At 71.8% G+C, this 15,748-nt stretch carries 7 protein-coding genes; all 7 read right to left on the minus strand.

Annotation, left to right across the window (positions count from 1 at the left end; all coding sequences use genetic code 11):
• Positions 1-120: 120 nt before the first annotated feature.
• Positions 121-1,083, minus strand: a complete 963-nt coding sequence (locus JKJ07_RS39040) for an aminotransferase class III-fold pyridoxal phosphate-dependent enzyme (protein WP_202997038.1) — start codon at positions 1,081-1,083, stop codon at positions 121-123.
• Positions 1,070-1,834 carry a thioesterase II family protein gene (locus JKJ07_RS39045; RefSeq protein WP_307834634.1) on the minus strand — a complete coding sequence of 255 codons (765 nt, stop codon included), beginning with the start codon at positions 1,832-1,834 and terminating at the stop codon, positions 1,070-1,072. Before JKJ07_RS39045 ends, JKJ07_RS39040 begins: the two co-directional genes overlap by 14 nt.
• Positions 1,831-3,201 carry a lysine N(6)-hydroxylase/L-ornithine N(5)-oxygenase family protein gene (locus JKJ07_RS39050; RefSeq protein ID WP_236030612.1) on the minus strand — a complete coding sequence of 457 codons (1,371 nt, stop codon included), beginning with the start codon at positions 3,199-3,201 and terminating at the stop codon, positions 1,831-1,833. The genes JKJ07_RS39045 and JKJ07_RS39050 overlap by 4 nt, the downstream gene beginning before the upstream one ends.
• A 143-nt stretch (positions 3,202-3,344) precedes the next feature.
• A complete protein-coding gene (locus JKJ07_RS39055; protein WP_202997039.1) occupies positions 3,345-3,932 on the minus strand; it encodes a DUF1579 domain-containing protein in 588 nt (195 codons plus the stop codon).
• A gap of 66 nt (positions 3,933-3,998) precedes the next feature.
• Complete coding sequence (locus JKJ07_RS39060; protein WP_307834635.1) at positions 3,999-7,202, minus strand: AMP-binding protein; 3,204 nt, start codon at positions 7,200-7,202, stop codon at positions 3,999-4,001.
• Between the two features lie 140 nt (positions 7,203-7,342).
• Positions 7,343-10,465 (minus strand): type I polyketide synthase, encoded by a 3,123-nt coding sequence (locus tag JKJ07_RS39065; protein ID WP_202997041.1) that lies wholly within the window; start codon positions 10,463-10,465, stop codon positions 7,343-7,345.
• Between the two features lies 1 nt (position 10,466).
• On the minus strand, positions 10,467-15,746 hold the full coding sequence (locus tag JKJ07_RS39070) for a type I polyketide synthase (protein WP_202997042.1): 5,280 nt from the start codon (positions 15,744-15,746) through the stop codon (positions 10,467-10,469).
• Positions 15,747-15,748 lie beyond the last annotated feature (2 nt).

Raw genomic sequence — 15,748 nt, forward strand, 5'->3', positions numbered from 1 at the left:
ACCACTGTCGACCCCACCGTTATCGCGTCGCCTTCGCTTCCTTATCGCCCCCTACCTGCGCGGATGTGGCCCACGAAAGCGGACGCGCCACCACCGGGGTGGCGCCCCTTATCGCGGGCCTCAGGCCGCTCCGCGCAGCAGCAGCGGGGAACGCGCCGAGCCGGCCGAGACGCTGTCCATCGCCCGGGGCAGCTCGGCGACGAGGGCATCGGCCTGCGCAATCGTGAAGATCAACGGCGGCGCGATCCGGATGACGGCGGGCCGGACCACGGCGACCGGAAAGCCCTCCCGGCGCAGCAGATCCGCCACCGGTCCGGCGACCGGCTCGGTCAGCTCGACGCCGAGCAGCAGCCCGGCGCCGCGCACCTCGGCGATCCACGGGTGCCCGAGCATCTCCAGACCACCGCGGAGCCGGTCGCCGACCCGCTTGACGTGATCGAGCACGCCCCTGCCGGCGATCGTGCGGATCACGGTGAGCGCCGCCGCGCAACTGGCCGAATCGGCGGCGGTGTTCTCGTACGTGCCGGTGGTGAGCAGCGCCGCCGCCCGCCCGAACGCCAGGCAGGCACCGAGCGGCAGGCCGTTGGTCAGGTTCCGGCCCAGCGTGACGAGGTCCGGATCGACACCTTCGCTCTGATAGTGGAACCAGTAGCCGGTACGCCCCAAGCCGGTCCGCACCTCGTCGAGTGCGAGCAGCGCACCGGCCGTCGTGCAGATCTCCCGCGCCGCGGCGAGATAGCCGGGCGGTGGCACGACCACGCCGTTCCCGCTCTGGATCGGTTCTAAAATCACCAACGCCGTGTCGTGGTTGACCGCGGCACTGAGCGCCTCGGCGTCGCCGAAGGGCACGTGCCGCACCGGTCGGCCGGTCGGCACCGCGGCGTCCACGGCCGGGCCGTGGAACGACCCGGCCGCCGCGATCACCCGGGACCGGCCGGTGAGCAGGGACAGACCGACCGCCGTCTCGTTCGCCTCGACGCCCGAGCCGGTGAGCAGCGCCCGGCCGGCGCCGCTCAGGGCCAGCAGCAGGCCGCCGAGCAGGCCGGACGGCGCTGTGCCGCCGGCACCGTCAGCTGAACCCATGCCGGCCTCCCGGGCTCCAGGCCTCCGCCATGTCGGTCAGCAGATGAGCCTCGGAGGTCCGGAGATAGAAATGGCCGCCGGGGAAGACGCGGAGCCGGAAAGCGCCACGGGTGACGTCCGCCCAGCCGCGCATCTGCTCTTTGCTGATGGCGGGATCGTCCGCGCCGACGTAGCCGTACACCGGGCAGTTGAGCACGGGCCCACGGCAGCCGCGATAGTCGTTGACCAGTTCGAGGTCCGCGCGGATGGCCGGTAGCGCGAACTCGCGCAGTTCGAGATCCTCGAAGACCTCCCTGCGGCTGGCGTCGTGGCGCACGATCTCCTCGACCAGCTCGTCGTCGGTGACGACCAGACGCGGCTGACTCGCGAGCGACCTCGGTGACAGCCGGGCCGACACGCACAGCGCGGCCGGCGGGAACCCGCGCTGCTGCAGGCGGATCGCCACCTCGTGCGCCACCGACGCGCCCAGGCTGTGGCCGAACAGCACCAGCCGCTGCCCGGCCAAATGGTCGAGCGCGTCGGCCAGGTCGTCCGCCAGGCTTTCCAGCCGGGACGGGAACGGGTCACCGATCCGGTCCTCCCGGCCCGGGTAGCGGACACCGAGCACGCCGACGTCGGCCGGCAAGTTCGCGGGCCAGGTGCGGTAGGCGCTGGCCCAGCCACCGGCGTGCGGGAAGCAGATGAGCTTCGTCGAACACTCGTCACCGTCGCGGAAGCGGCGTAGCCACCGGTCCTTCACCAGCGTTCTCACTCGAAACCTCCTGCGGCCTGCCCGGAGGACGCCACCGCGGCCTCGGCGAGCATGGCCCGCTCGGCGTCGTGCGCGAGACCGCGCGCGACGATCGAGTCGACGATCTCGCCGCTTCGCACGGCGATGTTGGACAGCAGCGACGAGCTGAGGCCGTGGGTGTGCTCGGTGCCGCCCTGCAGATAGATGCCGCACCGCAGCTCCGGCGCGGTGACGATGCGATAGTCGCGTTCCATGCGGAACCGGCCCGCGTCGTCGCGCAGGCAGTACAGATCCAGCTCGCCGAGCAGGTTCGTCGGCTCCATCGTGTGATACCCGGTCGCGCACACGAGCGCGTCGACCTCGATCTCGCGGCGCTCGCCGGCGGGGCCGGCGCGCAGCGAGACGCGGGTCTCGCTGCCGCTGCGCTGCACTGCGTCGACCCTGGTCAGGTTGAGGAAGTGAAGACGCTCGACACCCCGGACCTCGTCGTCGTAGTGCCTGCGGTAGAGGTCCCGGATCACGTCGTCGTCGACGACCGAGTAGTTCGTGTTGCTGTGGTACCGCCAGAACGCCTCACGCGTCTGTTCCGAGCCGAAGTAGTACTCGTCGACAGCCCGCGGGGCGAAGATCTGGTTGGCGAACGGGGTGTCGTCCGCCACCGAGTAACCGTAGGACGGGATGATGGCCGACACCTCGGCCTGCGGGAGCTGGTCGTAGAGGAACCGGGTGATCTCGGCGGCGCTCTGGCCGGCGCCGACGACCGCGACCCGGCGCAAGCTCTTCGGGTCCATCCGGTGGAACTTGTAGAGGAACTCCGAGCTGTGCCACACCCGGTCGTCACTCTTCAGACCGGCGAGCATCCGCGGAACCAGGCCGGTCGAGATCACCACATTCCGGGCCTCGACCATGCGTTCGGCCTCGCCGGCACCGTCCAGCACGGTCAGCCGCAGACGTTCCGGCAGGCCCGTGACGTCGTCCGGCACGGGCTGAATCGAGGTCACCTTGGAGCCGTACGAGACGCGGCCAGCCACCCGCGCCTGCGCCCACTCGAGGTACTGATGAAACTCCAGGCGCGTCGGGAAGAAGTCCTTGTTGTTGACGAACTGCGCCAACCGCCCGGATTCGTGCAGGAAGGAGACGAAACTGTAGTCCGACGCCGGATTGCGAAACGTCACAAGATCTTTGAGGAACGAGATCTGCATCGTCGCGGACGGCAGCAGCATGTTGCGGTGCCAGCCGAAACGCTGCTGACGCTCGAAGAAGTGGCTGGTGATCCCGTTACCGGGCCCGCCCAACTCGCGCTCCCGCAGAGCGATGTCGAGCGCCAGATTGGACGGGCCGTAACCGATGCCGACAACGTCGTAGATCTCGTTTTCACGCATGTTCATGGATGACTCTCCCGCTGGCAGGGCCGCACAGTGCGCTATACGTATGTCGGCCGGCAAGGTGGTTCGGGGGATCCCGGCCCGGCGGCCGGACCGGGATCCCTGACGTCAATGGCTGCGGATCGATCCCTGGATCCGACCCGCCGTCACCGCGTGCAGGCCGACTCGGACACCACGGTGGCGTTACCGGCCGCGGCACCGAGGTCGGCCACCGCCCGTACGGTGAATGCCTTCTTGCCGGTCTTGGTGATGGTCGTGGTCAGGGACATCGTGAAACCGCCCGGCTGCACCAGGTCGCCGGTCGAGGTCAGCACGTCGCCGACCCAGCCGGGCGTCGTCTGCTTGCCGCGCTGACCGGCGTCGTCGTAGCGGTCGACGGTGAACAGGTTCTGCTGCGCGTCCCAGCCCCAGAAGTACTCGGCCGAGCCGATCGGGGTGCCGTTGCTGGTGCTGGCCTCCTGCCAGCGCAGCCAGTTCCCGTTGAGGACGAACTTGGCGGTCGAGGTGGTGTCGAACTGCGTCCGGGTGCCGTCCCACCCGGTGGTCACGCCGCTGCACGTCCACGATCCGATCAGGGAGCTCAGCGGCTCCAGCGCGGCGATCGGGGCCGGCTTGGCCTCAGCCACCAGGGCGACCGGGCTGACCGCCTGGGCGACGCCGGGGCTGATCGCCGCCCCGGCGAGCACCACCGCGACCGCGAAGACCGCTTTCGCCGGCTTCTTCGTCAAAGACATCGAAATTCTCCTTGGGTATGCGGCATCGCGTGTCGACGCCGTTTCAGGTGTTCTCCAGCGGGTCGCTCAGACGACCGCACCGGCCTTGGTCCGGCGCCGCAACGCCGGCCGGCTCGACTGTGTGAGGTTCTGCTTGCGCTCCGACAGACCGGCGACGGTGCGCGCGGCGAACAACGTGCGGATCGAGACCTCCAGCTGCAGCTCCGTGCGGATCAGACCGACCAGCCTGATCGCCCGCAGCGAGTTGCCGCCGAGGTCGAAGAAGTCCTCGTCGATGCCGACCCGGCCCAGCTCGAGCACGTCCGCGAAGAGCCTCGCCAGGACCTCCTCGGTGTTATTGCGCGGCGCCCGGTACCTGGTCTCGTGGATCTCGGGCTCCGGCAGCCGGGTCCGGTCGACCCGGCCGCCCGGCGTGAGCGGCAACCGGTCCAGCACCACGAACGCGGAGGGCAGCAGCGACTCCTGCACCCGCCCGGCGACGAAGCGGCTGAGCTCCTCGTGGGTCAGCTCGGTGCGCGGGTCGAGCGTGCCCGGATCGGCGGCCCGGCCGGTCGCCGGCACCACATAGGCCACCAGGTGCTCCTGCCCGGCGCCGTCCTCGCGGACGACCACGAGCGACTGCGCCAGCCGGGGATGGCCGGCCAGCGCGTCCTCGATGTGGCCGGTGTCGACCTCGGCGCCGCGCAGCCGCGCGCGTTCACCGGCACGGCCCAGGTGTTCCAGCCGGCCGTCGGCCGCCAGCCGGACTCGGTCCCCGGTGCGGTACATGACCGCGCCCGCCGGGCCGAACGGGCAGGCCACGAAGCGTTCCGCGGTGGCACCCGGCCGCCCGGCGAGGCCGCGGGCCACACCGGGCCCGGCGACGTACAGCTCACCTTCCACGCCGGCCGGTACCGGCGCCAAGCCCGGACCCAGCACGTAGCGGGCGGAGGTGGGCGCCTCGTTGTCCGTCACACCGCCGACCGACGCGGCGGTCTGCGCCGGACCGTGACTGTTGACGATCGACAGTCCGGTGCAGGCTGCCCGGACCCGCCGCAACGCGGCCACGGGCACCTGGTCGGCCTGCGTCCACACCTCGGTGAACCCGGCCAGATCGCCGGCGCGGTCCGCCGCGACGGCCGCGAACAGGGCCGCCGGCAGCCAGGCGCGGGAGATGCGGTGGGTGGCCTGCAGGGCGGTGAGGGTGGCGCCGTCCAGCTCCGCCTCCGGTGCGACGACGACCTGGCCGCCGAGCAGCAGCGGCGCCCACAGCTCGAACGCGAGCGCGTCGGCGGCCGGGGAGCAGTGCCACAGCGTGGTGCCGGCGCCGAGCCCGGGTCGGTGCCGGTCGAGCACGTAGCGGGACAGATTCCGGTGCGTGATCATGAGGGGTGCGCCCGCGTCCACCGGGCCGGAGCCGGTCAGCACCGCGGCCGCGTTGTCCGGGCGGACCGGAACCGGCAGGTCATCGGCGGTGGCGCCGGTGCTCAGGTCACCGAGGAGCAGCGTCGTCGCCTCGGTCTCGACGGCGGTCTCGGCCGCGGTCTCGGCCGCGACGATGAGCACCCCGGCCGAGGCCGCGCCGAGCCGCGCCTTGATCTCGTCCGCCGGTCGCCCCGGGTCGATCGCGAGGTACGCGCCGCCGGCCTTGACCACGCCCAGGAGGGCGACGGCCAGATCCACCGAGCGCGGCAGCAGGATCGCCACGACCGTCTCGGCACCGACGTGCCGGCCGCGCAGCGACGCGGCCACGCGGTCGGACCGCTCGTCCAGGTCGCGATAGGAGACCACCGCGTCGCCGGAAACGATCGCGATGCCCTCAGGGTCGCGAGCCACCTGCCGGGCGAACAGCTCCGTGACCGTCGCCGGCGCGGCGGCCGCGTCGGCCGGCGCCGCCAGGACGCGGTCCCGCTCGGCGCCACCGACCACGTCGAGCGCGCCGAGCGGTTGCTCGGCGTCGGCCACGACGGCCCGGACGAACGCGATCAGATCCTCGCCGATCAGTCGCAGTTGCGCCCGGTCGTAGAGGCTCGCGGGCGCGTCGAGCCGGATGTAGAGGTCGCTGTCCGCGGTGCCGTCCGTGTAGACACCGATCGAGAGCTCGTTGAAGCTTCCGGTCGTCGCGCCCGAGTAACGCGCCGGGTGGCCGGCGAAGTGGATCTGGTCCACGAACTCGATGACGTTCATGACGGGACCGAAGCTGCCCCGCCCGCCGGGCGTCGTGCCGCTCGCGCGCTGGATGTCCGAGTAGTGGCAGAGCGTGTGCCCGGAGATCTCAAACGTCTCGTCGACGATCGAGTCGGCGAGGTCCGCGACGGTCGCGCCGAGCGGAGCCCGCACCCGGATCGGCACGACGTTCACGGCCAGGCCGGGGGTCGTGCTCGCGCCGCCGGAGCGATTACCGGCGGCGACGGAGAGCAGGAACTCCGGGAGGTCGCACCGGTGGCGCAGGAACGCGGCGGTGGCCGCGGTCAGCATCGACGACATCCACACACCCATCGCCGCCGCCGCCTCGGTCCACGTGTCGGCCTCGGCCCGTCCGACGGTAAGCGTCCGGGCGGTCATGCCGATCGCGCCGGCCACCTCGGACCAGCGGTCCGCGGCGCTCATCGGCTCGGCGAGCTCGGACCGTCGCACGTCGGGGACGACGACGCGGGGAACCTGAGCCGCGGGCGGGGCCGCCTTCAGATAGTCGCGCCAGAACTCGACGTCCTCGGTCGACTGCTCCGAGTCGAGGTACTGCGTGGTCAGGGCCGCGAACGACGAGGCGTCCCACGAGTACGGCAGCGGCGCGATCTCGACGCCCCGCACGAGCGAGGTGTAGACGTCGGCGATCCGCCGGGACAGCAGGCCACCGGCGCCGAAGCCGTCCGCGACAAGGTGGTGATAGGCGATCACCAGCAGCGAACGGTCCTCGGCCAGCTTCACCACGCCCAGCCGGAACAGCACGTCCCGCGCCACGTCGAACGGCTCGCGCACCAGGTCGGTCAGGGCCTCGCGGGCGGCCTGCTCGGGGTCGGCGGCGGCGCTGAGGTCGAGGTGGAACGGCTGCCAGTCGCCCAGCTCCCGGACCACCAGCCGCAGGCCCTCGCCGTCGTCGACGAAGTTGACCCGCAGCACCTCCGCTTCGCCCAGCACGTGCAGGCACGCGGACCGGATGGCCGCCGCGTCCAGGTCACCCGCCACCTCCCACATCGTCAGCGCGTGGTTCAGCGTGTCGGGCGCCATCCGGTCCGCCAGCCACATTCCTTTATGTGCGGGAGAGGCAACGAACGAGGGCACAGGAATCACTCCTCAACAACTGCTCGGGAATCGAATGGTCCGCCGATCACCTCCCACTGTCCGGGAGACGAATAAGCTCTACAAGACGTCTGAAACGCAACCTGGAATTTGTCTCGCCGGCGGGACGAATTCCGCCGGCGGGCAACGGCCTAACTCGAGCCGCGCGCCGACATCGAGGAAACAATGTGCCCGGCGACCAGGCGCGGCGACGGGTGACGCAGCACCAGGTTCGCCCGGAGCTTGAGCCCGGTCGACGTGGTGAGCCGTTTGCTCAGCTCCATGGAGAGCAGCGAGTCGAACCCGATCTCCTTGAACCGCTGATCGGGGTTGATGGACGCGCCGGACGACTGCCCCAGCACGACGGCGACCTTGTCGAGGACATGCGCGAGCACGAGCTGGGTGGCATCGCTTTCCGGCAGCGCGACGATCCGGTCATACAGCGGAACCTGGGCCTCCTCGATCGCAGGCACCTGCTCGGCCGCCGCCGGCAGCTCCACCGCAACCGCCTGACGTGCGGGGTTGGCCCAGTAGCGCCGCCGTTGGAAGGCATAGGTCGGAAGGTCAACGCGACGGTCCGGCCCGGACAGAGCGGACCAGTTCACCGCACCGCCGCTGACGAACAGCTGGGCGAGCGAGCCGAGCAGCGCCTCGGCCTCGTCCTGGTTGCGCCGGGACGACGAGAGGACGAGCGCGTCGTCGAGCTCCTCGACGATCTCCTGTACCGGAACGGTCAGTACCGGGTGCGGGCTCATTTCGATGAAAACGCGGAAACCGTCCTCGACCGCGGACCGTACCGCGGGCTCGAAGAGAACTTTTTCACGCAGGTTGTCGTACCAGTATTCCGCGTTCATATCGCCGGTGTCGATACGCTTCCCGTACAACGTCGAATATAGGGTTCCCCCTACCGTGAGCGGCGCCACGCCGGCCAATGCGGTGGCCACCTCGTCACGCACGCGGGCCACCTGGTGAGAATGTGATGCGTACTCGACGGAAATCCTTCGGGCTTGAATTCCGTCGGCCTTCATCGCCTCGATGAATTCGTCGAGCGCGTCCGGTTCGCCGGAGAGCACCACCGAGCGGGGGCCGTTGACGACCGCCACGCTGACCCGGCCCTGCCACGGCGCCAGGCGCTCCTCCACGAGATCCGCCGGGGCCACGACCGAACCCATCGCGCCGTGCCCGATCAGGGAGACCAGCGCCTGACTGCGCAGTGCCACGATCCTGGTCGCGTCCCGCAGCGACAGTGCGCCGCAGACGTACGCCGCGGCGATCTCGCCCTGGCTGTGCCCGATCACGGCGGCCGGCTCGACGCCCCAGGACCGCCACAGAGCGGCCGTCGACACCATCACCGCGAAGATCGCCGGTTGCACGACGTCCACCCGGTCCAGTCCGGGCGCCCCGTCGACGCCCTGGATGACGTCCAGCAGCGACCAGTCGACCCATTCGCCCATCGCCGCCGCGCACTCGTCGATCGTCTCGGCGAAGACCGGGAAGGAGGCGTACAGCTGACGACCCATGCCGACCCACTGCGAGCCCTGGCCGGGGAAGAGGAAGACGGCGCCATCCACCTTCCCGGCAACACCGCGGATCGCGCCCGGCGCGTCGTCGCCGTCGCGTAGCGCGGACAGCGACCGCAGCAGTTCGTCCCGATCGCGACCCAGCACCACCGCGCGGTGGTCGAACCGGGAGCGGTGCGAGAGCAGCGACGAGCCGATGGCGGCGAGATCCGCGCCGGGGTCACCGGCGAGGAAGTCGCGCAGCTTGGCGGCCTGCCCCGCGAGCGCGGCGGCGCTCTTGCCGGAGAGCACCCACGGCACCAGGCCGCCGGGGACGGCGGTGGTCGCGCCGTCGCCGTCCGCCTCCGGCTCGGGAGCCTCCTCGAGGATGACGTGCGCGTTGGTGCCGCTCACGCCGAACGACGACACGGCGGCCCGGCGGCGGCCGTCCGGCCGGCTCCACTCCCGGCCCTCGACCAGCAGCTCGACCCCGCCGGACGACCAGTCGACGTGCGCGGACGGCGAACCGACGTGCAGCGTCTTGGGCAGGTATTTGTGGCGCAGGGCGAGCACGGCCTTGATGACGCCGGCCACACCGGCCGCCGCCTGGGCATGGCCCAGGTTGGACTTGAGCGAACCCAGCCAGAGCGGCCGGTCCGGCTTGCGCTCTTTCCCGTACGTCGCGAGCAGTGCCCCGGCCTCGATCGGGTCACCCAGCACGGTGCCGGTGCCGTGCGCCTCGACAAGGTCCACGTCAGTCGCCGAGAGGCCCGCGTTGGCCAGCGCCTTGCGGATCACCTTCTCCTGTGCGCGGCCGTTGGGCGCGGTCAGCCCGTTGCTGGCGCCGTCCTGGTTCACGGCGGAGCCGCGCAGGACGGCCAGCACCGGGTGACCGTTGCGGCGGGCGTCGGAGAGCCGCTCTAGCAGCAGGATGCCCACGCCCTCGGCCCAGCCCGTGCCGTCGGCCTCGTCGGCGAACGACTTGCACCGGCCGTCGGTGGCGAGCCCGCGCTGCCGCGAGAACTCGACGAAGATCGACGGCGTCGACATCACGAGCGCGCCACCGGCCAGAGCCAGCGAGCACTCCCCCGCCCGCAGCGACTGCGCCGCCAGGTGCAGGGCTACCAGCGACGATGAGCACGCGGTGTCGATCGACACGGCCGGACCGGTCAGGCCCAGCTCGTAGGCGACCCGGCCGGAGGCGACGCTGAGCGTGCTGCCCTGCAGCAGGTAGCCCTCGAGCTCTTCGCTGGCGCCGTCCAGCAAGCGGGTGCCGTATTCCGACGAGCTCACCCCGGTGAAGACGCCGACCTCGGTGCCGCGTACCTCCGCGGGCACGATGCCCGCTCGCTCGAACGCCTCCCACGACGTCTCCAGCAGCAGGCGCTGCTGCGGATCGACGGCGCGCGCCTCCCGCGGACTGATACCGAAGAAGTCGGCGTCGAACCCGGCCACGTCGTCGAGGAACCCGCCGTGCCGGACGTACGAGGTGCCGGACGTGTCGGGGTCGGCGTCGTAGATGTCGCGCCAGCCGCGATCCGCCGGGAAGTCGGTCACGACGTCCCGGCCCTCGCGGATCACGTCCCACAGCTGCTCCGGCGACCAGACGCCACCGGGATAGCGGCACGCCATCGCCACCACCGCGATCGGTTCACCGCGGCCGGCCTTCAGGGTGTCGTTCTCCTGCCGGAGGCGGTCGCGCTCCTCGATCAGCGTACGGAGGGCTCGTTGGACCCGGTCCTCGCCCGCGACCGCGGGGTTCTTGGTGTCGCTCATGTCAGTTCTTCCCCTCATCCAGAGCCAGCTCCAGGAGCGCCTCCAGGTCCAGGTCCGCCAGTTCGTCGAGAACGCCGGCCGCTTCGGTCTCCGGCCGCTCCGGTTCGGCGCAGGCCAGGATCTGATCGAGTACGCCCACACTGCGCAGCCGGTCGATCGAGACCGTCTGCAGGATCGCGCGGATCGCGGCGTCCTCAACCGAGCCGGGATCCGGCTCCGGACGCAGCAGTTCGGTGATGTGCCGGCCCAGCTCGTCGGGCGTCGGGTAGCTGAAGACGAGCGTCGAGGCCAGGCGCAGCCCGGTCGCGGCGGCCAGGCGGTTGCAGAGCTCCACCGAGGTGAGCGAGTCGAAACCGAGCACGGTGAACGTCTGGCCGGCGTCGATGACCGTACCGGCCGGGTAGCCGAGGACGACGGCAACCTGCTCGCCGACCCAGTTCCGGACGGCCGCCTCCGCCTCCGCCGGGGTCAGCGTGGCCAGCTGGTCGAGCAGCCCGCGAGAGCCGCCGTCCCGGGCCGCCCGGGCACCGCCGCGCGACGGTCGCCCGCCACCGGCGAGTCCCCGCAGCAGCAGCGGCAGTTCGTCCTCAGTCCGGCTCCGCAGCGCGGCCGTGTCCATCCGCGCGGGAATGAGCACCGCCCGGTCGAGCGCGCAGGCCGTGTCGAAGAGGGCCAGCGCCTGCGGCGTCGGCATCGGTCCCACGCCCAGGCGCCGCAGCCGGGAGAGCTGAGTCTCGTCCAGGGTGCCGGTCATGCCGCTGCTCTGCGCCCACAGTCCCCAGCACAGCGACGTGGCGACCAGCCCCGCGGCCCGGCGTGCCCCCGCCAGACCGTCCAGGAATCCGTTCGCCGCGGCATAGTTGGCCTGTCCTGCGGTGCCCAGCGTGCCGGCGAGCGCGGAGAACTGGATGAACGCCGACAGCGGCCGGTCCTTGGTCAGTTCGTGCAGGTTCACCGCGCCGCCGACCTTGGCGCCCAGCACGTGATCGACGCTTTCGCCGGTCAGCGACTCGACAGTGCCGTCCGCGAGCACGCCGGCCGCGTGCACCACCGCGGTCAGCGGGTACGCCCCGGGCAGCGTATCGAGCAGCTGTGCCACGGCGTCCCGATCGGCGACGTCGCAGTCCGCGACCCGGACCACCGCGCCGGTGCTCTCCAGCTCGGCGACCAGCTCCGCGACCCCGGCCGCCGACGAGCCCCGGCGGCTCGCCAGCAGCAGGCTGCGTACGCCGCGGGCGCCGGCGAGATGCCGCGCCACGAGTGAGCCGACGCCACCGGTTCCGCCGGTGACCAGCACGGTGCCGCCGCCGAGGCGGTCGCCGACCTCCAGGACGAGCTTGCCGATGTGGCGGCCCTGGCTCATCTCGCGGAAGGTCTTGCGCGCGTCGCGGACGTGCCGGACCGATACCGGGTTCAACGTCACCCGGCCGTCGACGAGAAGCGCCATGACCTCGGTGAACATCTCCTGGATCGCGTCCGGGCCGGCTTCGTAGAGGTCGAAGGCCATGTAGTCGACACCGGGGTGCTCGGCGGCCACCAGGCCGGCGTCCCGGATGTCCGTCTTACCCATCTCGATGAACTTCCCGCCCCCGGCGAGCAGCCGCAGCGAGGCGTCCACGAAGTCGTGTGCGAGCGAGTTGAGGACGACATCGACGCCGCCGGTGAACTTGTCCGCGAACGCCAGGTCACGCGACGAGGCCAGGTGCTCGTCGTCGATGCCGAGGCGGCGCAGCGTCGGCCACTTGCCGGGGCTCGCGGTGGCGTAGACCTCGGCGCCGACGTACTTCGCCAGCTGGACGGCGGCCATGCCGACGCCACCGGCTCCGGCGTGGATGAGGATCCGCTGACCGGCCGCGAGCCGGGTCACGCGGAACAGCGCGTAGTAGGCCGTGAGGAAGACGCTCGGCACGGACGCGGCCTCGGCGAAGCTCCACCCGTCGGGGATCGGGACGAGCAGGCGGTGATCGGCGACGGTCACCCGGCCGAACGCGCCGGGGAAGATGCCCATCACACGGTCGCCCGGCGTGAACCCGGTGACGTCGTCCGCCACCTCCAGCACGACTCCGGCGCCCTCGCTGCCGAGCCCCGCGTCGAACGCGGTCCGCTCCACCAGCCCGAGCGCGATGGTGACGTCGCGGAAGTTGACGCCGCCGGCCTCGACCGCGATGCGCACCTGGCCGCTGACGAGCGGCGCCTCCACCTCGGGGCACGGGATCCAGGTCAGGTTCTCCAGCGTTCCCGCGGTCGTGACGCCCAGCCGGTGCGCACCCGCGACCGGCGGCTCGATCTGCTGTTCCGCGGGCGCGGCCGGTGCCAGCCGGGGGACGAGGTACGCGCCGCCACGCACCGCCAGCTGTTCGTCGCCGCGGGCGAGCACGTCCGGGAAGCACGCCCACGAGGCCGCTTCGTCGTCGGTGTCCACGATCCGGAACCGGCCCGGGTGCTCCGACTGCGCGGAGCGGACCAGGCCCCACACCGAGGCGCCGGCCAGGCTTTCGACACCCTCACCGGCGCTGGTCTCGACGGCCGACCGGGTGAGGATCACCAAGGTGGACTCGGCCAGCCGCTCGACCGTGAGGAACTGCTGGATGAGGGCGAGCACCGCCTTGTCCGCACCGGCGACGCGCTCCGCCGGCCCGGTCCCGGTGACGAGGTCGTCCACGTACGCCACGACGTGGCCGGGTGCGCCGGCTTCGACGAGCGCGTCGACGGACTCGAAACGAACGGCGTCGGCCAGGCCGTCGGTGGAGCCCAGGACAGCCCATCGGCCACCGTACGGCTCGCGCTGGTCCGGCTGAACCGGGCGCCACTGGAGCTCGAAGAGCGCCTGCTCCGATTCGCCGGACGCCGAGCGCACCTGCTCGGCGCTGACCCGCCGGAACGTCAGCGCCTCGGCGCGACCGACCTCGCGGCCGTGCGGGTCGGCGAGCGTCACCGCGAAGACGCCCTCGCCGGTCGGGGAGAGCCGGACGTGCAGGGCCGGGCCGCAGGCGCCGGTGAGCCGCACACCCGACCAGGCGAACGGCATCCAGCCGTTCTCGCCCTGCACTTCGATGGCGCCGCCGGCGACCAGGGCATGCAGCAGCGTGTCCAGCAGCGCGGGATGTACGCCGAAGCCACCGCCGGACGAGGCCGTCGCGACCTCCGGCAGCGTCGCCGCCGCGTACAGGTCGCCGTCGTGGCGCCACACCTCACGCAGCCCGCGGAACGCCGGGCCGTAATCGAACCCGCCGTCCGCGAGTGAGTCGTACAGGTCGTCGAGGTTCACGTCGAGCCGGGTCGCGCCGGCCGGCGGCCACGGCGTCTCGCCCCCGGTGACCGGCTGCGACTCCTCCGGGGCCAGGCAACCGACCGCGTGGCGGGTCCAGCCGGTGGCGGCCCGATGGTCGTCGGGGTGCGAATACACGCTCAGCGAGCGGCGCCCGGTCTCGTCGGGCGCGTCGGCGACGATCCGCACCTGCACGTCGCCGGTGTCCGGCAGGATCAGCGGGACCTCGAGGGACAGCTCTTCGAGGGTGGCACAGCCGACCTGGTCGCCCACCCAGAGCGCCAGGTCCAGGTATGCCGTCGCCGGCACGACGGTCCGCCCGTACACCGTGTGATCGGTGAGCCACTGGTGCGTCTGACCGGACCATCGGGCGCAGAACATCACCTCGCCGGTGCCCGGGTGGTCCACGACCGCGCCGAGCAGCGGGTGCTCGGGCGCGGCGAGGCCGGCCGCCGTCACGTCCGTGGTCGCCATCTCGGCCAGGAAGTCCAGCCAGTACCGCTGGTGCTGGAACGCGTACGTCGGAAGCTCCACCCGGGGGCGTGCGCCGAAGAGGGCGGTCCAGTCGACGAGCCCGCCGCGCACGTGCAGCTGGCCAAGAGCGTCGATCAGCGACTCGGCCACGCCGCGACCGCGCCGGGCCGAGGCGATCACCAGCGTGTCGCCCGCCACCAGGTCCTTGGTGAGGCCGGCAAGCGTCGACCCCGGTCCCGTCTCGAAGAAGACGTTCGCGCCGGCGGCCCGCGCGGCCGTCACCGCGTCGGCGAAGCGGACCGGCTCGCGAACATGCCGCACCCAGTACTCGACGGAGGTCAGCTCCGCGAGAGTGGCCTCCCGGCCGAGCCTGGTCGAGACGATCGGGATCGACATCGTGCCCGGGGCGAGATCACGGATCGCGGCGGCGAACTCGTCCAGGATCGGGTCCATGAGCGGCGAGTGGAACGCGTGGCCGACTTCGAGCAGCTTCGCCGAGAGGCCGTCCGCGACCAGCTGGTCCCGCAGCTCGTGCACCGCGTCCCGGGCCCCCGAGAGCACCACCGACTCCGGGCCGTTGACGGCGGCGATGCCGACCCGGTCATATCGGGAGAGCAGCGCGCCGACCCGGTCCTCGCCGGCCCGGACCGCCAGCATGGCGCCGCGCTCCCGGACCGACTGCATGAGCCGGCCACGGGCCGCCACGAGCCTGGTGGCGTCGTCCAGCGAGAGAATGCCGGACACGTGCGCGGCGGCGATCTCGCCGACCGAGTGCCCGATCAGGTAGTCCGGTCGCTGTGCGTAACGCGTGATGAGCCGGTAGAGGCTGACCTGCAACGCGAACAGGGCCGCCTGCGTGATGTCGGTGCGGTCGGTGTCCGCGGGCTCCTCGGAGAGCAGGACGGACTTGAGCGAGAACGGCAGGTGCGCGTCGAACGCGGCGCAGACCTCGTCGAGAGTCCGCTCGAAATCCGGATAGGTGTCGCACAGCTCCCGGGCCACCCCCGTCCAGCGTGTGCCCTGGCCGGGGAACATGTAGACGAGGCCGCCGAGCTCGTCGGCGACGCCGCGGACCACGCCAGGCGCCTCGGCACCGCCGGCAAGTGCGGTAAGGCGGGCGGTCAGCTCGTCCGTGGTGCGACCGACGACGACGGCGCGGTGCTCGAAGAGCGACCGGGTCGACACCAGTGAGGCGCCGACGTCAGCGGGCGACTTGTCCCCGGCCACCTCGGCCAGACGGCCGGCCTGGGCTTGCAGCGCCTGCTCGGAACGAGCCGACAGCACCCACGGCACCACCGGCACCTCGGTCGCCGGCATCTCGGCCACCGGTTCTTCGGCCGGTGCCTCTTCGAGGATCAGGTGTGCGTTCGTCCCGCTGGCGCCGAAGGCGGAGACACCGGCCCGGCGCGGCCGGCCCCCATCACCGACCCACTCCCGCGCCTCGGTCAACAACTCCACCGAACCCGCCGACCAATCCACAAACGACGACGGCCGATCCACATGCAACGTCCGCGGCAACACCCCACGCCGCAACGCCATCA

Source organism: Paractinoplanes lichenicola (genome assembly GCF_016785085.1).
GTDB lineage: Bacteria > Actinomycetota > Actinomycetes > Mycobacteriales > Micromonosporaceae > Actinoplanes > Actinoplanes lichenicola.